22 protein-coding genes are annotated in these 18,632 nt (G+C 70.3%); 13 read left to right on the top strand and 9 right to left on the bottom strand.

The window, feature by feature from the left end:
* Nucleotides 1-43 precede the first annotated feature (43 nt).
* The gene (gene hisI, locus ACO2Q0_RS05865; protein ID WP_423350567.1) at nt 44-445 is read right to left on the bottom strand and encodes a phosphoribosyl-AMP cyclohydrolase; all 402 of its coding nucleotides are present in this window, start codon (nt 443-445) and stop codon (nt 44-46) included.
* 16 nt (nt 446-461) lie between these two features.
* Nucleotides 462-1,091, bottom strand: coding sequence for a GTP cyclohydrolase I FolE (gene folE / locus ACO2Q0_RS05860; protein ID WP_423350566.1), 630 nt, complete (start codon nt 1,089-1,091; stop codon nt 462-464).
* Between the two features lie 180 nt (nt 1,092-1,271).
* Here folE and cysS point away from each other — a divergent pair, with 180 nt between their 5' ends.
* The 6 genes from cysS to ACO2Q0_RS05830 all read left to right on the top strand — a co-directional run bounded on the left by cysS (nt 1,272) and on the right by ACO2Q0_RS05830 (nt 6,966).
* On the top strand, nt 1,272-2,687 hold the full coding sequence (gene cysS, locus ACO2Q0_RS05855) for a cysteine--tRNA ligase (RefSeq protein ID WP_423350565.1): 1,416 nt from the start codon (nt 1,272-1,274) through the stop codon (nt 2,685-2,687).
* Entirely contained in the window at nt 2,687-3,265 is a 579-nt protein-coding gene (locus tag ACO2Q0_RS05850) for an SRPBCC family protein (RefSeq protein ID WP_423350564.1), read from the top strand. The genes cysS and ACO2Q0_RS05850 overlap by 1 nt, the downstream gene beginning before the upstream one ends.
* 3 nt (nt 3,266-3,268) lie before the next feature.
* Complete coding sequence (locus tag ACO2Q0_RS05845; protein ID WP_423350563.1) at nt 3,269-3,718, top strand: iron-sulfur cluster assembly scaffold protein; 450 nt, start codon at nt 3,269-3,271, stop codon at nt 3,716-3,718.
* An 85-nt stretch (nt 3,719-3,803) separates the two neighbouring features.
* The gene (gene yidD / locus ACO2Q0_RS05840; protein WP_423350562.1) at nt 3,804-4,061 is read left to right on the top strand and encodes a membrane protein insertion efficiency factor YidD; all 258 of its coding nucleotides are present in this window, start codon (nt 3,804-3,806) and stop codon (nt 4,059-4,061) included.
* Nucleotides 4,058-6,034, top strand: coding sequence for a threonine--tRNA ligase (thrS, locus tag ACO2Q0_RS05835; RefSeq protein WP_423350561.1), 1,977 nt, complete (start codon nt 4,058-4,060; stop codon nt 6,032-6,034). Before yidD ends, thrS begins: the two co-directional genes overlap by 4 nt.
* A complete protein-coding gene (locus tag ACO2Q0_RS05830) occupies nt 6,031-6,966 on the top strand; it encodes a glycosyltransferase family 2 protein (protein WP_423350560.1) in 936 nt (311 codons plus the stop codon). Before thrS ends, ACO2Q0_RS05830 begins: the two co-directional genes overlap by 4 nt.
* A gap of 6 nt (nt 6,967-6,972) precedes the next feature.
* Here the strand turns inward: ACO2Q0_RS05830 and ACO2Q0_RS05825 are convergent, their stop codons facing one another.
* Both ACO2Q0_RS05825 and ACO2Q0_RS05820 read right to left on the bottom strand, forming a co-directional pair.
* Complete coding sequence (locus ACO2Q0_RS05825; protein ID WP_423350559.1) at nt 6,973-7,887, bottom strand: hydroxymethylglutaryl-CoA lyase; 915 nt, start codon at nt 7,885-7,887, stop codon at nt 6,973-6,975.
* Complete coding sequence (locus ACO2Q0_RS05820; RefSeq protein ID WP_423350558.1) at nt 7,884-9,575, bottom strand: ArnT family glycosyltransferase; 1,692 nt, start codon at nt 9,573-9,575, stop codon at nt 7,884-7,886. Before ACO2Q0_RS05820 ends, ACO2Q0_RS05825 begins: the two co-directional genes overlap by 4 nt.
* 43 nt (nt 9,576-9,618) lie before the next feature.
* Between ACO2Q0_RS05820 and ACO2Q0_RS05815 the strand changes: the two genes are divergently transcribed.
* Complete coding sequence (locus tag ACO2Q0_RS05815; protein ID WP_423350557.1) at nt 9,619-10,359, top strand: glycosyltransferase family 2 protein; 741 nt, start codon at nt 9,619-9,621, stop codon at nt 10,357-10,359.
* Nucleotides 10,360-10,502: 143 nt separating this feature from the next.
* Complete coding sequence (locus ACO2Q0_RS05810; RefSeq protein WP_423350556.1) at nt 10,503-10,805, top strand: DNA-binding protein; 303 nt, start codon at nt 10,503-10,505, stop codon at nt 10,803-10,805.
* Here the strand turns inward: ACO2Q0_RS05810 and ACO2Q0_RS05805 are convergent.
* Nucleotides 10,802-11,125: a hypothetical protein gene (locus ACO2Q0_RS05805; RefSeq protein WP_423350555.1), complete on the bottom strand. Its 324-nt coding sequence runs from the start codon at nt 11,123-11,125 to the stop codon at nt 10,802-10,804. The genes ACO2Q0_RS05810 and ACO2Q0_RS05805 overlap by 4 nt on opposite strands.
* 47 nt (nt 11,126-11,172) lie before the next feature.
* Entirely contained in the window at nt 11,173-11,808 is a 636-nt protein-coding gene (gene phaR, locus ACO2Q0_RS05800; protein WP_423350554.1) for a polyhydroxyalkanoate synthesis repressor PhaR, read from the bottom strand.
* Between the two features lie 177 nt (nt 11,809-11,985).
* On the opposite strand from phaR, the gene ACO2Q0_RS05795 reads away from it, so the two are divergent.
* The 3 genes from ACO2Q0_RS05795 to ACO2Q0_RS05785 all read left to right on the top strand — a co-directional run bounded on the left by ACO2Q0_RS05795 (nt 11,986) and on the right by ACO2Q0_RS05785 (nt 14,743).
* Entirely contained in the window at nt 11,986-13,161 is a 1,176-nt protein-coding gene (locus tag ACO2Q0_RS05795; RefSeq protein WP_423350553.1) for an acetyl-CoA C-acetyltransferase, read from the top strand.
* Nucleotides 13,162-13,200: 39 nt separating this feature from the next.
* A complete protein-coding gene (locus ACO2Q0_RS05790; RefSeq protein WP_423350552.1) occupies nt 13,201-13,926 on the top strand; it encodes a beta-ketoacyl-ACP reductase in 726 nt (241 codons plus the stop codon).
* Nucleotides 13,927-14,017: 91 nt separating this feature from the next.
* Nucleotides 14,018-14,743, top strand: coding sequence for a DUF4908 domain-containing protein (locus tag ACO2Q0_RS05785; RefSeq protein ID WP_423350551.1), 726 nt, complete (start codon nt 14,018-14,020; stop codon nt 14,741-14,743).
* Here the strand turns inward: ACO2Q0_RS05785 and gloB are convergent.
* Complete coding sequence (gene gloB / locus ACO2Q0_RS05780; protein ID WP_423350550.1) at nt 14,740-15,501, bottom strand: hydroxyacylglutathione hydrolase; 762 nt, start codon at nt 15,499-15,501, stop codon at nt 14,740-14,742. The two genes, ACO2Q0_RS05785 and gloB, sit on opposite strands and share 4 nt — an antisense overlap.
* 65 nt (nt 15,502-15,566) lie before the next feature.
* Here gloB and ACO2Q0_RS05775 point away from each other — a divergent pair, with 65 nt between their 5' ends.
* Entirely contained in the window at nt 15,567-16,355 is a 789-nt protein-coding gene (locus ACO2Q0_RS05775) for a class I SAM-dependent methyltransferase (RefSeq protein ID WP_423350549.1), read from the top strand.
* Between the two features lie 31 nt (nt 16,356-16,386).
* On the top strand, nt 16,387-16,731 hold the full coding sequence (locus ACO2Q0_RS05770) for a P-II family nitrogen regulator (RefSeq protein WP_423350548.1): 345 nt from the start codon (nt 16,387-16,389) through the stop codon (nt 16,729-16,731).
* On the opposite strand, the gene metW is transcribed toward ACO2Q0_RS05770, so the two are convergent.
* A complete protein-coding gene (gene metW / locus ACO2Q0_RS05765) occupies nt 16,728-17,438 on the bottom strand; it encodes a methionine biosynthesis protein MetW (RefSeq protein ID WP_423350547.1) in 711 nt (236 codons plus the stop codon). The genes ACO2Q0_RS05770 and metW overlap by 4 nt on opposite strands.
* A gap of 5 nt (nt 17,439-17,443) precedes the next feature.
* Complete coding sequence (gene metX, locus ACO2Q0_RS05760) at nt 17,444-18,601, bottom strand: homoserine O-acetyltransferase MetX (RefSeq protein ID WP_423350546.1); 1,158 nt, start codon at nt 18,599-18,601, stop codon at nt 17,444-17,446.
* Nucleotides 18,602-18,632: the final 31 nt, after the last annotated feature.

The following is an 18,632-nucleotide window of genomic DNA, read 5'->3' as shown; positions in this document are numbered from 1 at the left end:
GACTCGATCACGTTGACGACGAACTCGAACATGGGGGCGGGCCTCAGGGCCGCTTGACCAGCTTGCCGTTCTCGATGGTGCGGTAGAAGCAGGAGCGCTGGCCGGTGTGGCACGCGCCGCCGTCGCCCTGGGGCCAGACCTTCAGCCAGACGGCGTCCTGGTCGCAGTCGATGCGCAGCTCCTCCAGGACCTGGACCTGGCCGGACGTCGCGCCCTTGTGCCAGAGCTCCTGGCGCGAGCGGCTCCAGTAGTGGGCCTCGCCGGTCTCCATCGTGCGGGTGAGCGCCTCGGCGTTCATCCAGGCGAGCATCAGCACCTCGCCGGTCTCGGCATGGGTGGCGACGGCGGCGATCAGGCCGTTCTCGTCGAAGCGGGGCGCGAGCTTATTGCCCTCCTCCAACTGCTTCTGGTCGGTGGCGGTCGGGAAGCTGTTCGGCTGGTTCATGCTTCCCTCTAGACCGCTATTTCCGGTTCACGAAGTCCAGGAAGCGCTGGCGCAGCGTCGGGTCGGTCTTGAAGACCCCGGTGAACTGGGTGGTGATCGTCGAGACGTGGCGGTGGTGGACGCCGCGGGTGGTCATGCACTGGTGAGCCGCGTCGATCAGCACGGCGACGCCCGCCGGGCGCAGGCTGTCGGTGATGGCGTCGGCGATCTGCTGGGTCATGGTCTCCTGGGTCTGGAGGCGGCGGGCGAAGATCTCGACCACCTTGGCCAGCTTGGAGATGCCCACCACGCGGTTCGTCGGCATGTAGGCCACGTAGGCCTTGCCCAGGAACGGCGCCATGTGGTGCTCGCAGTGGCTCTCCACCTCGATGTCGCGGAGCATGACGATGTCGTCGTAGCCCTGGACGTCTTCGAAGGTCCGCGACAGCTCCTTGGCCGGATCGGCCTTGTAGCCCTCGAACCATTCCTCATAGGCGTCGACGACGCGCTTGGGCGTGTCGATCACGCCTTCCCGGCGCGGGTCGTCGCCGGCCCAGGCGATGAGCGTGCGGACGGCCTCCATGGCCTCCTCGCGGCTGGGGCGCTTGACCGGTTCGAGGGTCTCGTCGGTCCCGATCAGGGTCCGGTCGCGGGAAACGGCGTCCATGGAGAGCGGTCTTCCTGAAGGGCTGAGTTGCGCCGGGACGAAGGCCCCGGAAATGACGCGTGCCACCCTATATCCTCACGGCGGGGGCGCGGCGTGGCGTCCCGTCCGGGCGATCTGTATATGGGTCGCAACCCCTTACCGGCAACCGTGCCGCAGCGTTAGCGTGACTGTGACTTCCCAATGACCCTGGCTCTCTACGACACCATGGCCCGCGAGAAGCGGCCCTTCGTCCCCACCGATCCGTCGCGGGTGACGATGTATGTGTGCGGGCCGACGGTCTACAACTACGCCCACATCGGCAACTTCCGCCCGGTGGTGGTCTTCGATCTGCTGTTCCGCGTGCTGCGCGAGCTCTACGGCGAAGACGCGGTGGTCTATGCAGCCAACGTCACGGACGTCGACGACAAGATCAACAGGAAGGCGGCCGACGAGGGCGTGCCGATCGGCACGATCACCGACCGTTACCTCGAGGCCTACAACGCCGACGCCCGGGCGCTGGGCGCCCTTGCGCCGACCTTCCAGCCGCGCGTCACCGAGACCATGGACGAGATCGTCGCCATGATCGGCCGGCTGGTGGAGAACGGCTCGGCGTATGCGGCGGAAGGCCATGTGCTGTTCGCCACCGAGAGCTTCCCCGGCTACGGCCAGCTCTCGGGAAAGCCGATGGACGACCTGATCGCCGGCGCCCGGGTGGACGTGGCGCCCTACAAGAAGGACGCCCGCGACTTCGTGCTCTGGAAGCCGTCGAAGCCCGGCGAGCCCGAGTGGGCCAGCCCCTGGGGGCCGGGGCGGCCCGGCTGGCACATCGAGTGCTCGGCGATGATCGAGGCGGCGCTTGGCCTGCCCATCGACATCCACGGCGGCGGCATCGACCTCGTCTTCCCGCATCACGAGAACGAACTGGCCCAGGGCGTCTGCGCGGCGCATCCGGGCGGCCATGGCCAGACGTATGCCAGGTACTGGATGCACAACGGCTTCCTGAACATGGCCGACGAGAAGATGAGCAAGAGCCTTGGCAACGTGGCCCTCGCCCACGACCTGCTGAAGACCTATCCGGGCGAGGCTCTGCGCTGGGCCCTGCTGTCCGGCCACTACCGTCAGCCGCTGGAGTGGACCGACACGCTGATCGAGCAGGCGAAGAGCGCGCTCGACCGCCTCTATCGGACCCTGGACGACAGCCTGCGCGAAGCCGGCGACGAGGTGGACGAGCCGGGGATCGACCCGGCGGTGGCCCGGGCGCTGCACGACGACCTGAACACGCCCGCGGCCATGGCGGCGCTGTTCCAGATCTCGGACGAGCTCCGCGCGGCGGTCACCAGGAAGGACAAGGCCGCGGCGGCCCGGGCGCGGGCGCGGCTGCTCGGCTCGGCGAACCTGATGGGCTTCCTGGGCGAAGCGCCGCAGGCCTGGTTCCACGCCGGCGCGGACGACGACCTGAAGTCCAAGGTCGAGGGCCTGATCGCCGCCCGCCAGACGGCCCGGGCCGAGAAGAACTGGCCCGAGGCCGACCGCATCCGCGGCGAGCTCGCGGCGTTGAACGTCGAGGTGATGGACGGTCCGTCCGGGGCGACCTGGCGGATCAAGGAGCAGGCGTGATGGCCTTCAACGGCCCCCAACTCAAGGCGACGCCCTTCGGCCGCACCGGCGGCATGGGGCCGAAGATGATGGACCTCAAGACCGAGGGGAAGCCGCCGCCGCCGAAGGCGCCGCGGGGCTATCGCGTCGAGGACCGCATCGGCATCCAGGCGCCGGCCGAGGTGATCTGGGAGGTGCTCTACGACCTGGCGCGCTGGGAGGAGTGGAACCCGGCCTATCCCAAGGCCTCGGGCGTGATCCGCATCGGCGAGCCGCTGACGCTGACCCTGGCCCTGCCCGGTCAGGCGCCGCAGGAGATCCGGCCCCGCGTGCTGGAGTGGGTGCCCAACGAGCAGCTCCACTGGCAGCTCTCGATGCTGGGCGGCATGATCAAGACGCTGCGCTACATCGAGATCGAGGCGCTGTCCGAGACCGGCTGCGTCATCGACAACGGCGAGATCTTCGGCGGTCTGATGGGCTCCTCGCTGGGCCGGCGGATGCAGGGCCCCGTCCGCCGCGGCTTCCGGGCCATGAACGAGGCGCTGAAGGCGCGGGCCGAGGCGCTCTGGCAGGAGCGGCGGCGCGCGCCTACGTCCTAGCCGATGATCGACGACCTCTACTCGGCGAAGCTCCTGCGGCTGGCGGCGGAAATCCCGCACGCCGGGCGTCTCGCCACGCCCGACGGCTCGGCCGAGAAGGTGTCCAAGCTGTGCGGCAGCCGCGTGGTGGTGGACGTCAAGGTCGACGGCGAGCGGGTGACCGACTTCGCCCAGGACGTGAAGGCCTGCGCGCTGGGCCAGGCGTCGGCCTCGGTCCTGGGCGCGAACGTCATCGGCGCCAGCCTTCCCGAGCTGGAAGTGGCCGCCGAGCAGTTCCGTGCTATGCTGAAGGCGGGCGGTCCTCCGCCCGAAGGACGCTTTTCGGATCTCCAGATGCTGGCCCCGGTGAAGGACTATCCCGCCCGCCATGCCTCGACGCTTCTGGCGTTCGAGGCGGCGGTGGAGGCTGTCCGGACCGCGGGCACACGAACTAGCCCCGCCGGCGCGGCTTGATCCTCTCGGCTTGATCCTCTCGGCTTGATCCGTTCGGGCCCCCAGCGTAACGCAGGGCCGAACTCCATAAGCTTCCGCCGCCGGCATGAACCTCTACGAGAGATGCGTCAGAGGGGCGCTCCGCGCCTACAAGTGGACGCTTTCACCCTTGATCGGCCGTCATTGCCGGTTCGCTCCGACCTGTTCGGAGTATGCCGCGCAGGCGCTGATCGGGCATGGACCGGTGCGCGGCTCCTGGCTGACCGTGCGCCGCCTGTGCCGTTGTCATCCCTGGGGCGCGTCGGGCTGGGACCCGCCGCCGCCTCCGCGCCGAAAAGGCGCGAACTGGACGTGTGAGACATGATCGAACTGGTTTTCCCCGACGGCTCCAAGCGCGAGTTCGCCGACGGCGTCACGGGCCGCGAGATCGCCGCCGGCATCTCCAAGAGCCTCGAGAAGAAGGCGATCCTCGTCGAGGTGGACGGCGAGCTGCTGGACCTCGACCGGCAGCTCGACAAGGGCGGGTCGTTCAAGATCCTGACGCGCGAGGCGCCCGAGGCGCTGGAGACCATCCGCCACGACGTGAGCCACATCCTGGCCGAGGCCGTGCAGGAGCTGTTCCCCGGCACGCAGGTGACCATCGGCCCGGCGATCGAGGACGGCTTCTACTACGACTTCGCGCGCGAAGAGCCGTTCAGCCTGGACGACCTGGCCAAGATCGAGCAGCGGATGAGGGAGATCGTCGACCGCGACGAGCCCATCCAGCGCGAGGAGTGGGACCGCGACGAGGCGATCCGGCACTTCCGCGAGATCGGCGAGGAGTACAAGGCCCAGATCATCGAGAGCATCCCGGCCGGCGAGAAGATCACCGTCTATCGCCAGGGCCAATGGAAGGACCTCTGCCGCGGGCCGCACCTGCCGTCGACGAAGCACGTCGGCAAGGCCTTCAAGCTGACGAAGCTGGCCGGCGCCTACTGGCGCGGCGACCACCGCAACGCCCAGCTCCAGCGCATCTACGGCACGGCCTGGGCCTCGGAAGCCGATCTCGAAGCCTACATCCAGCGCCTGGAGGAGGCGGAGAAGCGCGATCACCGCAAGCTCGGCCGGGCCATGGACCTCTTCCACATGCAGGAAGAGGGCAAGGGCATGGTGTTCTGGCACGAGAAGGGCCTGACGCTGTGGCGCACGGTGGAGAGCTATGTCCGCCGCAGGCTGGACGACGCCGGCTATCAGGAGGTGCGCACGCCGCAGGTCCTGGACCGGGTCTTCTGGGAGAAGTCCGGCCACTGGGACAAGTATCGTCCGAACATGTTCGTCTGCGAGACGGAGGAGGGCGAGGAGCTCTCGCTGAAGCCGATGAACTGCCCGGGCCACGTGCAGATCTTCAAGTTCGGCCAGAAGTCCTACCGCGACCTGCCGCTGCGCATGGCCGAGTTCGGCGCCTGCCACCGCTATGAGCCGTCCGGCTCGCTGCACGGCCTGATGCGGGTGCGCGCCTTCACCCAGGACGACGCCCACATCTTCTGCCGCGAGGACCAGATCGAGGAGGAGACGGCCCGGTTCATCGAGCTGGCCAACTCGATCCATTCGGACTTTGGCCTGGAGCGCGACCACATCGCGCTCGCGACCCGGCCCGAGATCCGCGCCGGCTCGGACAAGTTCTGGGACAAGGCCGAGGCGCAGATGCTGTCCGCCGCCCGCAAGGCCGGCGTCGAGCCGGTGATCGCCGAGGGCGACGGGGCCTTCTACGCGCCGAAGCTGGACTGGGTGCTGAAGGACTCCATCGGCCGCACCTGGACGTGCGGCACGATCCAGCTCGACTATGTCCTGCCCGAGCGGCTGGGCGCCGAGTACGTAGCCGAGGATGGGTCGAAGCAGCGGCCGGTCATGCTGCACCGGGCGATCTGCGGCTCGCTGGAGCGCTTCATCGGCGTGCTGATCGAAAACTACGCCGGTGCGTTCCCCTTGTGGCTGGCGCCCGTTCAGGTTGTAGTGGCGACGATCACCTCGGACGCCGACGACTATGCGCGGAAGGCCGCCGAGGAGCTGAAGGCGAAGGGCCTGCGCGTGGAACTCGACCTGCGCAACGAGAAGATCAACTACAAGGTCCGCGAGCACAGCCTCGCGAAGGTCCCGGTCATCGCCGTCGTCGGCCGCCGCGAGGCGGAAGAGGGCAAGGTGGCGCTGCGGCGCCTGGGATCCGACCGTCAGGAGATCCTGACCCTGGCCGAGGCGTCCAACACGCTTGCCTCGGAGGCGACTCCGCCTGATCTTGCCCGCAAGGGGAGCGCGGGGGCGCTCGCGTCCGGTGCGGGCGCCGAGAAGGAGGCTGGATGAACGGGGTCGCCGCGCCCATCGTCGCGTCCGAGCGCGTCGCCATCCCCGAGGCCCTGCGGCCGCGCCGCAGCGTCTCGGTGGTGATGGTCGTCTACATGACGGGCGAGGCGCTGGAACAAAGCCTCGAACGGGTGCTGGCCGATCCTCTCGTCGACGAGTTCGTCCTCGTGGACAACGGCTCCAGCCCAACCGAGGCCCAGCGCCTGCGCGGGCTGGCGTCCCGCGACGACCGGGTGGTGCTGCTCTCGGGTCACGGCAACATCGGATTCGCCCGGGGCGCGAACCTGGGCGCCCGCAACGCGAGCGGAGACCTGCTGGTCTTCCTCAACCCGGACGCCTTCCTGCAGCCGGGCTGCATCGCCGAACTGGTGCGTGAGGTCGAAGGCCGGGCCTCGCCCTGCATCGTCGGCGGCCGAGTGCTGAACGCAGACCGCACCGAGCAGCGCGGCGCGCGGCGCGGCGACATCACGCCGATGAGCGCCCTGCTCTCCCTCAGCCGGCTGTCGCGGCGCGTGCCGGCCTTCCGGCGGTTCGAGGTGCACTGGGAGGAAGACGCCTCGCCCGACAAGGCCGCGTCGGTGCCAACCATCTCGGGCGCCTGCTTCTGCATGCGCCGGACCGACTTCGACGCCGTGGACGGCTTCGACGAGGGCTATTTCCTGCACGTCGAGGACGTCGACCTCTGCTGGCGCGTGCGGCGCGCCGGCGGCGAGGTGTTGTTCCATCCCAAGGCCGAGGTCGTCCACCTGGGCCACACCAGCCTGGCGAGCCCGCTCAAGGTGGAATTCCACAAGGGCGTCGGGCTGGCCCGTTACTTCCGCAAGCGCGCCCGCGGGCTCGGCGAGTACGCCGCCGCGTGGCTGCTCTCGCCGGTGATCGTCGCCACCGCCCTCGTGCGGCCGATCATGTGGCGGCTGAAGACCCGCGGCTGAAGAGTCCTAGGTCCCGTCGGGCTTCGGCAGCGGGAACGGCCCCGCCTTGTCCAGCGACGCGGTGGGCGCCTTGCCGAGCAGGCCCGAGACCCAGGTCCCGATCTCGATGAGCTTGCCGAGATCGTAGCCGGTTTCGAAGCCCGCCCGCTCCAGCATGTAGACCAGGTCCTCGGTCCCGATGTTGCCGGTGGCGTTCGGCGCGAAGGGGCAGCCGCCCAGGCCCCCGACGCTGGCGTCCAGGATGTCGACGCCTGCCTCGACGCCCGCGAAGGCGTTGGCGAGGCCGGTGTTCCGGGTGTCGTGAAAGTGCAGGCGAAGCGGGATCCGGCCGGCGGCCTTGCGCGAGGCCTCGATCCGCCTGCGGACGGTCCAGGGATCGGCCACGCCGATGGTGTCGGCGAGCGCGATCTCGGCCACGCGCAGATCGGCGGCGGCGCGGACGATGTCGACCACGCGTTCCTCGGCCACCTCGCCGTCGAACGGGCAACCGAAGGCGACCGAGACCGTGACGGAAATCGGCGGATCTTCCGGCCTGCGCGCCGCGACGATGGCGGCGAGCGCATCCACCTGCTCGGCCGTGGAGGCGCCCTGGTTGCGGATGCCGAAGCCGTCGGTGGCGCAGACCACGACGTTGGCCTCGTCGCACCCAGCCTCGACGCAGCGGTCCCAGCCGCGCTGGTTCAGCACGAGCCCGATCCGCGAGCGGCCCGAGGTCGTGGGCAGGGCGGCCATGATCTCCTCGGCGCCGGCCATCTGCGGCACGCGCTTGGGATTGACGAAGGAGACCACCTCCATGCGCCGGGCGCCGGCGTCCTCGAGGCGGCGGATCAGCTCGAGCTTCTGGTTGACGTCGAGCAGGGTCTTCTCGTTCTGGAGACCGTCGCGCGGCCCCACTTCCACGATTTCGATCCGGCGGCTCATGGCCTCACCTCACGCGTCTGCCCGCTGCCCGGCGCGGCGGGCATGTAGACCCGCAACGTCACGTCGTCGCCCTTGGAATAGTTGAGGCCGTCGACGCGGGCCACTTCACGCACGGTCACCCCTCTTGCGGCGAGCTGCTCGCGGAAGGCGGCTTCCTCGTGCGCTTCGACGATGGCCGGACGGTTCTCGGCGATGGCCTGGGCGGCCTGATCGGGGCCGTACAGCTCGGTCGGGGTGCCCAGGGCGAAGACCAGGCTCGGCTCGGCGTAGCCGGCGACGGCGATCGGCGCCTCGGCCACCCCCTGGCGGGGCAGGAGGCGGGCCTTCTCCATCGCCCGGCCCACGCGGGCGGACGTCCAGAGCGGATCGAGCCGTGGGACGAGGGCGGCGGCGAGCGCGCCGTGGGCGGCGATCGCCAGGACCAGCGCCGCGGCCGCGCCGCCGCGCGGCGCGCCCTTGATCGACAGGTAGCCGCCGACGAGGCCCGCCGCCACCAGCAGCACGGCCGTGAGTGCGGCGGCCCATCCGTCCGACGCGTCGCCATAGAGACTGAGCAGATAGACCACGCCGCCGGCAAGCAGTGCGCTCACGAGGGCGGCGAGGATGGCGCCGCTCCAGCGGGCCTTCGCCCCGATCGGCTGTGCGAGCGCGGCCGCCGCGAGCCACGCCAGGGCCCCATAGGTGGGCAGCGGATAGTGGGGCAGCTTGGTGGGCGTCAGTTCGAAGAGCAGCCAGGCGGGAACCAGCCAGGCCAGGGCGAAGCGGACGCCGGGCTCGTCACGACGCTTCCATGCCACGACCAGGGCGGCGGGCAGCAGCAGGGTGATCGGGAAGGCCAGCAGCGGCGTCAGCAGCGTGTGGTAGCCGGGCGGGGCGCCGTGGCTCTCCTGGCCGCCGGCCAGCTTGGGCGCGAGGTCTGCGCCGATAGCTTCGCTCCAGAAGCCGCCGTCGGTGGCGACGGTGACCGCCCCGGCCCAGGGGCCGACGACGGCGAGGATGGCGATCAGCCCCCAGTACCAGCGCAGACGGGCCATCCAGCGGACCCGGCGATCCCAGAGCCAGAGCGTCAGCATGGTCAGGGCGATGATCAGCGGGGCGACCGGCCCCTTCACGAGGATGGCGACCGCCAGCGCGCCCCAGAACAGAGGCTCGGTGCGCCGCCCGGCGGGCGGGCCGCCGCGGCTGGCGGCGTAGAGCCGGCCCAGCGCCGCCAGCGCCAGGGTGGTCGCGCCGGCCAGCACCGCATCGGTCTTGGCGATGAAGGCCTCGGTGGAGAGCAGGAAGGTCGCGCCCAGCAGCGCGCCGGCGGCAAGTCCCGCAGGACCGCCGAAGAACGCCGCCGCGCCCCAGGCGCAGGCGGCCGCGGCCAGCATGGCGCCCAGCAGGGACGGCAGGCGGTAGGCCCAGATCTCGCGCGCCTCCGGACTGGAGACGAGGTTGACCGTGGCCGCCTGCAGCCAATGGATGCCGACCGGCTTCTTGAAGCGCGGCTGGTCCTGGAACTGGATGACCACGTAGTCGCCGGTCTCCAGCATCTGGGCCGTCGCCTGGGCGAATCGCGATTCGTCGCGATCGAGCGGCGGCACGGCCAGAAGACCCGGCAGGCCGGCCACGAAGGCGATGAAGGCGGCGGCCGCGGGCCCCCGCCATCCGCGGCTCCAATAGGCGATCAGGCGCTCGAGCGTCATTGCGCCTCTAGTAGCACGATCCGTCCTTCCGCTATGGGGAGGCATGGCCAAAGCGCCCAACATCCCCGAGCCGGCCGTTTCGGTGGTCGTGCCCGTCTTCGACGAGGAAGGCGCCGCGCCCGCCCTGGCGCGGGAGATCGCCCAGGCCTTCGCCGGCCGCAACTTCGAGATCGTGTTCGTCGATGACGCGAGCCGCGACGGCACCCGGGCGGCCCTGTCGGCGCTGAAGGCCGAAATCCCGCAGCTCCGGGTCGTGGGGCACCGCAGGAACGCCGGCCAGAGCCGCGCCATCCGCACGGGCGTGCTGGCCGCCAGGGCGCCGGTGGTCCTCACCCTGGACGGCGACGGCCAGAACGACCCCGCCGACGGCCCCGGCCTTGTGGACGCCTTGACCGCGGGCGGTCCCGACCTGGCCATGGTCGGCGGCGAACGGGTGAAGCGCCAGGACAGTCAGGCGAAGAAGATCGCCTCGCGGGTCGGCAACGGCGTGCGCAAGCGGCTGCTGAAGGACACGGCCAACGACACCGGGTGCGGGCTGAAGGCGTTCCGCCGCGAGGCGTTCCTGCGGCTTCCCTACTTCGACCACATGCACCGCTACCTGCCGGCGCTGATGATCCGGGAAGGCTTCCGTTCGGAGTTCCGGCCGGTCAACCACCGTCACCGGCAGACCGGGCGGTCGAAGTACACCAACCTCGGCCGGCTGTGGGCTTCGCTGTCGGACCTGCTCGGGGTGATGTGGCTGCAGAGCCGGGCCCGCGTCCCGGGCGGCTGGGACGAGCTGTAGGCCGCTTCAGGTGAAGGCGGTGAAGATCAGGGTCACCACGGCCAGGTCGAAGGCTTTCCCGAATGCGCTCAGAGCGAATTGAATCATGACCCGGTCCGTGATCGAAGGTTGCGATCACGGTTAAGCAAGTCCGGCGCCAGCCCATGGCCCTCTTCTTCGATGCGGAATGGTTCGACGCCCGGCTCTCGGAACGGGAGCTCTCGCGCGAGGTGCTGGCGGCCGCGGCGGCCATGAGCGCCGCCGACCTGGCGCTCGTCTTCAAGGACCAGAGGGAACTTTCGGCCCGCGAGGTGGCGGCTTTTGCCGAGCTGCTGGGCGTGAGCGCCGCGGAGGTCGCCGACCGGGCCGGCGTGTCGACGCCACGGCCGGGCGGAGAGGATCGGCTGACCGCGCTGGAGAGGCGGGTCGCGGCTCTGGAGGCGGAGCTGGCGCTCCTGAAGGACTAGATCTCGGTCTTGGCCCTTCGGCCGGCGCGCGCGCGGCGGTCCCTGGAGCCGGACCACTCGACCTTGTTGTACGCGCCGCGGGCGGCCTCGATCTGAGCCGGGCCCGCGCGCAGGCCGCGCTTCTGACCGTCCTGCCCCATCAGTTGTGCGGTGAACGCCGCGTCCGGATCGCCGCCCCCCGGAGGCGGCGTCTTGGCCACCGGCACGACGGCCGGCAGCCGCACGGGCCGGGGCTCGCCCGTCTCCTCGTGCGCATCGTTGTCGGCCCGGACGATCCCGCCCACCTGGGCCGCGCGCCGGATGCGGTCAATTCGGGACATCATACGCACTCAACTGCAAAGCCCGAGCCAGGTTCAACCTTAGAGGATCATCCCTTGGATGCGAGTCTCTCGATCTGAGCCTGCATCTCGGCCATCTGTTTGCGCAGAAGCTCGAGCGCGTCGTCGGCCGGCGCTTCGGTCTTGGGCGGCGGGGGCGGCGCGGCCGCCTCGGTCCGGGCGGCGGGGGCGAAGGCGAAGGGCGAGAACATCTTCATCGCCCGGTCGAAGAGCTGCAGGTTCTGGCGGATCTGGTCCTCATAGGCGCCCGTCATCCCGGCGTTGAAGCCCGGATTGGCTCCGCCCATCGCGGCGATCTGGCTCCGCAGCCGCTCCTGCTGCTGCGCGAACGAGGCCAGGGAGAGCTCCAGGTAGCTGGGCAGGAACGCCTGCATCGAGTTGCCGTAGAAGCTGATGAGCTGGCGGAGGAACTGGATCGGCAGCAGCGACTGGCCCTGGCTCTTCTCCTCCTCCTCGAAGATGATCTGGGTGAGGACCGTGCGGGTGATGTCCTCGTTGGTCTTGGCGTCATAGACGACGAAGTCGACGCCCTTCTTCACCATCTCCGCCAGGTGCTCGAGCGTCACGTAGCTGGACGAAGCGGTGTTGTAGAGCCGCCGGTTGGCGTACTTCTTGATGACGACGCGCTCGCCCTCGGCGGCGCCGGAATCCTGGGTGTCTGCCATCCCTGATCCTTATTCGCAGGCAGGGTTCAGCCCGGCCTCGTTCTGCACCGCAGTATCGCGGATGCGAGGACATAAGCAAATGTCGCGAAACGATTTCCCGAGCAGGCCTTGCCCGCGGGGCCTGGCTTGTCGATAGAAGAAGCCGGGCCGCGTTCGATCTGCTGAGGAGCCCCTGCCATGAGCGACATCGTCATCGTTTCCGCCGCCCGCACGCCCGTGGGCTCGTTCAACGGAGCCCTGGCCAGCCTGCCCGCCCACGAGCTGGGCAAGGTGGCGATCCGGGCCGCCGTCGAGCGCGCGGGCATCCAGGCCACGGATGTCGACGAGGTGATCATGGGCCAGGTGCTGCAGGCCGGCGCCGGCCAGGGCCCGGCGCGCCAGGCGGCGGTGGCGGCGGGCGTTCCCGTCGAAAGCCCGGCGTGGAGCCTGAACCAGCTCTGCGGCTCGGGCCTGCGGGCCGTCGCGCTGGCCGCCCAGCAGATCGCCGAGGGCTCGTCCAAGGTGGTGGTGGCCGGCGGCCAGGAGAGCATGAGCCAGTCGCCGCACGCCGCGAACCTCCGCAACGGGACGAAGATGGGCGAGCTCGGCCTCGTCGACACCATGCTGAAGGACGGGCTGTGGGACGCCTTCCACGGCTATCACATGGGCCAGACGGCGGAGAACATCGCCGCCCGCTGGCAGATCACCCGCGAGGACCAGGACCGCTTCGCCGTGACGTCGCAGAACCGCGCGGAGGCGGCCCAGAAGGCCGGCAAGTTCGCCGACGAAATCGTCCCGGTGACGATCAAGGGCCGCAAGGGCGACACCGTCGTCGACCAGGACGAATACATCCGCCACGGCGTGACGCTGGACAGCGTCTCGGGCCTGAAGCCCGCCTTCGCCAAGGAGGGCTCGGTGACGGCGGCCAATGCGTCCGGCATCAACGACGGCGCCGCGGCCCTGGTGCTGATGAGCGCCGACGAAGCAGCCAGGCGCGGCCTGAAGCCGCTGGCGCGGATCGCCTCGTGGGCCCATGCCGGCGTCGATCCCGAGATCATGGGCACGGGTCCGATCCCGGCCAGCCGCAAGGCGCTGGAGAAGGCCGGCTGGAAGGTCGCCGACCTGGATCTGGTGGAATCGAACGAGGCCTTCGCCGCGCAGTCGATCTGCGTGGTGCGCGAGCTGGGCCTCGACCCGGAGAAGGTCAACGTCAACGGCGGCGCGATCGCCATCGGCCACCCGATCGGCGCCTCGGGCGCCCGGGTGCTCACCACGCTGCTGCACGAGATGAAGCGGACGGACGCATCCAAAGGCCTCGCTACGCTTTGCGTGGGCGGCGGGATGGGCGTGGCCCTCTGCGTCGAGAAGATCTGAGCGGGACGCACAAGCCCCCGCCGCTAAGGGAGGTGACGGATGGCCAGGGTTGCTCTGGTGACGGGCGGGACGCGCGGGATCGGCCGCGCCATCGTCGAGCGGCTCTGCGCCGACGGCTTCAAGGTGGCGGCCGGCTATTCCGGCAACGACGAGGCCGCCTTCGCCTGCGCAAAGTCGCTGGGCGTGATGGTCGTGAAGGGCAATGTCGGCGTCTTCGAGGACTGCCAGCGGGCGGTGCGCGAGGTCGAAGCCGAGCTTGGTCCGGTCGACGTGCTGGTCAACAACGCCGGCATCACCCGCGACGGCTTCTTCCACAAGATGACCCCCGAGCAGTGGAGCGAGGTCATCCGGGTCAACATGGACTCGCTCTACAACATGACCCGGCAGGTCATCGAAGGCATGCGCGAGCGCGAGTGGGGCCGGATCGTCAACATCAGCTCGATCAACGGCCAGAAGGGCCAGCTCGGGCAGACGAACTATTCCGCGGCCAAGGCCGGCGTCATCGGCTTCACCAAGGCGCTGGCCCTGGAGAACGCCCGCAAGGGCGTGACGGTGAACTGCGTCGCTCCCGGGTATGTGGACACCGAGATGGTGCAGGCGGTGCCGCCCAAGGTGCTGGAGGCGATCATCGCCCAGATCCCGGCGGGTCGGCTGGGCCACGGCGAGGAGATCGCCGACGCCGTGTCGTTCCTGGCGGGCGAACGGGCCGGTTACGTCAACGGAACGACGCTTTCGCTGAATGGCGGCCAATACCTCGTCGGCTAACCGCCCTGAGCACGTCCAAAAAGCGCCACGCTCGCACGGCATCTGCTGGCCGATCATGACGGGCGAGCCAGCGTCGAGAAATGCGGTCATCGTGGCGCTCCTCGCAGCGCTCGCGGCCGGATTCGCACAGCCGTCCTTCGCCCAGGAGGGCCTGCGGCAGGGCCTCTTCGGAAAGCACGGCGGCTCGGGCCGTCACGCCGCCTCCCCGCCGATCGCCCGCTACGTCTCGGAAGACGGCCAAACCTTCGTGCTGGACCGCACGCAAGGGCGGCCCCTGCTGAAGTTCGAGGACAGTCCCGAAGTCTGGGCTCTGCAGCCGATGCCCGCGCCGCGCGGCGACGTGATCTACAAGAACGACCTGGGCGAGCCTGTCCTGCGCGCGACGCGACTGGGCGGCGTGACGCTCTTCACCGACCAGCGCCCGGCGGGGGCGGCCGCGGCGCTCGCGGGCGACGGGTCCCCGCTCCGGCTGGCGCCGCTGGGGCCGCAGGCGCTCCTGGAACGTCTGGCGCAGGCGAGCCTCCGGGCCAGCCGCGCCGCCCGCCGCCCGATCCTGTTCGAAGCCGAGGCGACGCCGAACTCCTCGGCGCTGATCGCCGACGCCGCCACCGTGACCAGCGTGGCCGTTGTGCGCATGTCCCGCCGCAAGGACGGCCGCACCATGCTCTCGCAGTTCCGGAAGGTGCTGCTCGTGGAGGGCAAGAAGGCTTCGGCGGTCATCGACGACCAGGTGCTGCGGATCACCGTCTCACCGTCGCAGGGCCTGGCGGGCCGACCCTCTTCGGATCGGATCATTCGGGTGGCGGCCGGAAGCTAGCCTCGGAAGACGTCCTTGGCCGCGCGCACCGCGGCGAAGGCCTTGACGTCGTTCTCACCCGCCGCGCCCACGCGGTCCGCCAGCACCGGCGCCCGGAGGAACGGGTTGGTGGCGCGCTCGAGGCCGATGGTGGTCGGCACCGTGGGCTCGCCGCGCTCGCGGGCGGCGAAGATCGCCTCGGCCCGGGCCTTCAGCGCCGGGTCGTCGTCGACCGACAGCGCGAAACGGGCGTTGGACGCGGTGTATTCGTGGGCGCAGTAGACCCGGGTGTCCTCGGGCAGCGCCGCGAGCCGCTGGAGGCTCGCCCACATCTGCTCGGCCGTGCCTTCGAAGAGCCGGCCGCAACCCAGGGCGAAGAGGGTGTCGCCCACGAAGGCGACCCGGTCGTCCGGATCGAAATAGGCGATGTGGCCCAGGGTGTGGCCGCCGCTCTCGATGACCTGGAAGCGGGTCTCGCCAAGCATCACCTCGTCGCCCCCCTTCACCTCGCGGTCGAGCGGCGCGATCCGGGTGACCTCCTTCGGGCCTACGATCCGGGCGCCCGTGGCGGCCTGGATCTCGGCGTTGCCGCCGGCGTGGTCGGGGTGCCAGTGGGTGTTGAGGATCAGGGCGAGCTTCCAGCCCAGCTTGCCCAGTTCGCGCAGGATGGCCCCGGATTCGGGCGTATCCACGCAGGCCGCGAGCCCCGAGGCTTCGTCGCGGACCAGGAAGCCGTAATTGTCTTCCAGGCAAGGGAACTGGTGGACCGTAAGGGGCATGTTCCGATCTCCTGCAACCGGTTTAGGCTGGCCGTAGGCCCGCGTCGAGCATACCTCGGGGAGAGATGCGAAGGGACGTCCTCGAACTCCGTCGGTTCTACGGCTCGGATCTCGGGCAGGCGGCGCGCGCCATGGTCGAGCGCAAGCTGGTCGAGGCCTGGGGCGACGCCCACGGCCTGGACGTGCTGGCGCTGGGCTACGGCACGCCCTTCATGGGTCCGTTCCGCCCCGCCGCCCGGCGCGTGGTGGCCGCCATGCCCGCCCAGCAAGGGGTGGAGATCTGGCCGCCGGACGGACGTAACCTGGCGGTCCTGACGCCCGAGGACGCCCTCCCCTTCCGCAATGCGTTGTTCGACCGCATCCTGGTCGTGCATGCGATCGAGGAGAGCGCCGATCCCGTGGCCCTGCTGAAGGAGGTCTGGCAGGTGATGGCCCCCTCGGGCCGGGTCATCGTCGCGGTGGCCTCGCGCAACGGGCTGTGGGCCAACACCGAAAAGACGCCCCTTGGCCACGGCCGCCCCTATAGCCGCGGCCAGCTCGCTGAGCTGCTGCGGGAGGCCGAGCTGGAGCCGTCGGGCTGGACCCGCGCGCTCTACGTCCCGCCGGTGGCCTGGATGGCGCGCTGGGCCGAGGGCTTCGAGCAGGCGGGCTCCAGGTTGTGGCCCGGCTTTGCAGGCCTCGTGCTCATGGAGGCGGTGAAGCAGACCTATGCCGTCAAGCCCAAAGGTCATCGCGTGAAGGCGGCCGTGGCCCGGCCGGTGCTTGCGCCCAGCCCGGCGGGCGCGCCCATTTCTCGGGCGCCGGCGGGCCCATGCGCGCGCAAGCCCTTGGCGAGAACCCGTCGAAAGCCTTAGCCTTGCCCCACAAACCGGAGTCGCTCGGCGCATGAAGCTGATCATCGCGGTCATCAAGCCCAGCCGTCTGGACGCCGTCCTCGACGCGGTGACCGAGGCCGGCGCTTCGGGCCTCACCGTCACGGAGGTGCGCGGCTATGGCCGCCAGCGCGGCAAGACCGAGGTCTATCGCGGCGCCGAATACGAGGTGAAGCTGCTGCCGAAGGTGAAGCTGGAGATCGCCGCGCCGGCCGACATCGTCGACGCCGTGGTCGAGGCCATCCAGAACGCCGCCAACAGCGGCAAGATCGGCGACGGCAAGGTGTTCGTCATCGACCTGGAGCAGGCGCTGCGCATCCGCACGGGCGAAACCGGCGCGGCGGCGATCGCGGGCTAGGCCCTCGCCTTCTTCCGCCGGGACTTCGGCTTCTGCGGCGCCACGTCCGGCTTCGGCAGCTCGACCTCGCCGAACAGGTTCTGCGGCACGGGTCCGGACGCGGCCTCGGTCCTGCGGCTGAGCAGGAAGAGGGCGGTCTCGGCGCGCCAGTTCTCCATCGGCCTGGAAGGATCGATCGGCCGGGCGGCCTTTCCTTCGGCCAGGGCCGCGCAGGCGTCGATCCGGAGGTCCAGTTCCTCGCAGAGGGTGGTGAAGTCCCGGAGCGTGCAGAGGTGGATGTTCGGCGTCGACCACCAGGGCTCGGGCAGGGCGCCGGTCTCGGGCATGCGGCCGCGCGACAGCAGCGCCCAGCGGACCTTCCAGTGGCCGAAGTTCGGGACGGAGACCACCGCCTGGTCGGCGATCCGCAGCAGCTCGGACAGCACGTGCCGAGGCTCGCGCATCTGCTGCAGGGTCTTGGACAGGATGGCGTAGTCGAAGGCCCGCGTCGGAAAGTGGTCGAGGTCGCGGTCGCCGTCGCCCTGCACCACGGCCAGGCCCCGCGCCAGGCAGGCGGCGACGCCCTCGGGGCTGATCTCCAGGCCCTGGCCGTCCACGCGCTTCTCGCGGGTCAGCAGCTCCAGCAGCTCGCCCTCGCCGCAGCCCACGTCCAGCACCCGCGCGCCGGGACGCACCAGCCTGAGGATCTCGCGGAAGTCCTCGCGCATGACCGTCACCCAAGGCCCCGGGCCGACGCCTGGGCGGCAAGGAAGCCGCGCAGGGTGGCGTCGAGCTGCGGCTCGTCGAGGAAGAAGGCGTCATGGCCCTTGTCGCTCTCGATCTCGACGAAGCTGGCGCGGCAACCGGCGGCGTTCAGCGCGCGCACGATGTCCCGGCTCTCGGCGGTGGGGTAGAGCCAGTCGGACGAGAACGAGAGCACGCAGAAGCGCACGCCGCGCGCCTTGCGGAACGCCTCGGCCAGGGAGCCGCCCGACTTGGCGGCGAGGTCGAAGTAGTCCAGCGCGCGGGTGATGTAGAGGTAGCTGTTGGCGTCGAAGCGGTCGACGAAGCTCGCCCCCTGGTGGCGCAGGTAGCTCTCCACCTGGAAGTCCGCGTCGAAACCCCAGGAGAGGCCGTCGCGCTGCAGCTCGCGGCCGAACTTCCGCTGGAGCGCGGGTTCCGACAGGTAGGTGATGTGCGCGGCCATCCGCGCCACCGCCAGGCCCTTCTCGGGGCGCACGCCGGCCTTCAGGTAGGCGCCGCCCACCCAGTTCGGGTCGGCCATGATCGCCTGGCGGCCCACCTCGTGGAAGGCGATGTTCTGGGCGGAGTGACGCGCCGCCGCGGCGATGCACACGGCGCTGAACAGCTTCTCCGGATGGTCCGCCGCCCACTGCAGCACCTGCATGCCGCCCATCGAGCCGCCGACGACGGCGAACAGGGTCTCGATGCCCATCGCCTCGATCAGCATGGCCTGGGCGCGGACCATGTCGGCGATGGTGATCACCGGGAAGGCCAGGCCGTAGGGCTCCCCCGTGGCGGGGTTGGTGCTGGCGGGCCCGGTCGTGCCCATGCAGCCGCCGACGACGTTGGTGCAGATGATGAAGTAGCGCTCCGGGTCCAGCGGCAGGCCGGGACCGACGACCCGGCTCCACCAGCCGGGCTTGCCGGTCACCGGATGGGTGGAGGCCAGGTGCTGGTCGCCGGTCAGCGCATGGCAGACGAGCACGGCGTTCGAACGCGTCTCGTTGAGCTGGCCGTAGGTCTTGTAGGCGATCTCGAGCCCGGCGATCTCGCCGCCGGAATCCAGGCGCAGCGGCTGGTTCGCCGGGAACCGCCAGGTCCCGCCGCCGGTCTCGAAGCTTCCCGCGATCTGGGCCTGAGCCGTCATGGTCGCCTTGGACCGCCGGGGCCTTCCCCTG

This window comes from Phenylobacterium sp. VNQ135 (assembly GCF_049445735.1).
Lineage (GTDB): Bacteria > Pseudomonadota > Alphaproteobacteria > Caulobacterales > Caulobacteraceae > Phenylobacterium.
This window is presented reverse-complemented; position numbering and strand designations above follow the sequence as displayed.

What these genes read in the sequence shown, in the direction of transcription:
- phaR (WP_423350554.1), bottom strand. Translation starts at nt 11,808, where the DNA reads ATGGCAGACACCCAGGATTCCGGCGCCGCCGAGGGCGAGCGCGTCGTC.
- ACO2Q0_RS05820 (WP_423350558.1), bottom strand. Translation starts at nt 9,575, where the DNA reads ATGACGCTCGAGCGCCTGATCGCCTATTGGAGCCGCGGATGGCGGGGG.
- metX (WP_423350546.1), bottom strand. Translation starts at nt 18,601, where the DNA reads ATGACGGCTCAGGCCCAGATCGCGGGAAGCTTCGAGACCGGCGGCGGG.
- ACO2Q0_RS05770 (WP_423350548.1), top strand. Translation starts at nt 16,387, where the DNA reads ATGAAGCTGATCATCGCGGTCATCAAGCCCAGCCGTCTGGACGCCGTC.
- thrS (WP_423350561.1), top strand. Translation starts at nt 4,058, where the DNA reads ATGATCGAACTGGTTTTCCCCGACGGCTCCAAGCGCGAGTTCGCCGAC.
- ACO2Q0_RS05845 (WP_423350563.1), top strand. Translation starts at nt 3,269, where the DNA reads ATGATCGACGACCTCTACTCGGCGAAGCTCCTGCGGCTGGCGGCGGAA.
- metW (WP_423350547.1), bottom strand. Translation starts at nt 17,438, where the DNA reads ATGCGCGAGGACTTCCGCGAGATCCTCAGGCTGGTGCGTCCCGGCGCG.
- ACO2Q0_RS05815 (WP_423350557.1), top strand. Translation starts at nt 9,619, where the DNA reads ATGGCCAAAGCGCCCAACATCCCCGAGCCGGCCGTTTCGGTGGTCGTG.
- ACO2Q0_RS05850 (WP_423350564.1), top strand. Translation starts at nt 2,687, where the DNA reads ATGGCCTTCAACGGCCCCCAACTCAAGGCGACGCCCTTCGGCCGCACC.
- ACO2Q0_RS05830 (WP_423350560.1), top strand. Translation starts at nt 6,031, where the DNA reads ATGAACGGGGTCGCCGCGCCCATCGTCGCGTCCGAGCGCGTCGCCATC.
- ACO2Q0_RS05795 (WP_423350553.1), top strand. Translation starts at nt 11,986, where the DNA reads ATGAGCGACATCGTCATCGTTTCCGCCGCCCGCACGCCCGTGGGCTCG.
- ACO2Q0_RS05825 (WP_423350559.1), bottom strand. Translation starts at nt 7,887, where the DNA reads ATGAGCCGCCGGATCGAAATCGTGGAAGTGGGGCCGCGCGACGGTCTC.
- ACO2Q0_RS05805 (WP_423350555.1), bottom strand. Translation starts at nt 11,125, where the DNA reads ATGTCCCGAATTGACCGCATCCGGCGCGCGGCCCAGGTGGGCGGGATC.
- folE (WP_423350566.1), bottom strand. Translation starts at nt 1,091, where the DNA reads ATGGACGCCGTTTCCCGCGACCGGACCCTGATCGGGACCGACGAGACC.
- cysS (WP_423350565.1), top strand. Translation starts at nt 1,272, where the DNA reads ATGACCCTGGCTCTCTACGACACCATGGCCCGCGAGAAGCGGCCCTTC.
- yidD (WP_423350562.1), top strand. Translation starts at nt 3,804, where the DNA reads ATGAACCTCTACGAGAGATGCGTCAGAGGGGCGCTCCGCGCCTACAAG.
- gloB (WP_423350550.1), bottom strand. Translation starts at nt 15,501, where the DNA reads ATGCCCCTTACGGTCCACCAGTTCCCTTGCCTGGAAGACAATTACGGC.
- hisI (WP_423350567.1), bottom strand. Translation starts at nt 445, where the DNA reads ATGAACCAGCCGAACAGCTTCCCGACCGCCACCGACCAGAAGCAGTTG.
- ACO2Q0_RS05810 (WP_423350556.1), top strand. Translation starts at nt 10,503, where the DNA reads ATGGCCCTCTTCTTCGATGCGGAATGGTTCGACGCCCGGCTCTCGGAA.
- ACO2Q0_RS05790 (WP_423350552.1), top strand. Translation starts at nt 13,201, where the DNA reads ATGGCCAGGGTTGCTCTGGTGACGGGCGGGACGCGCGGGATCGGCCGC.
- ACO2Q0_RS05775 (WP_423350549.1), top strand. Translation starts at nt 15,567, where the DNA reads ATGCGAAGGGACGTCCTCGAACTCCGTCGGTTCTACGGCTCGGATCTC.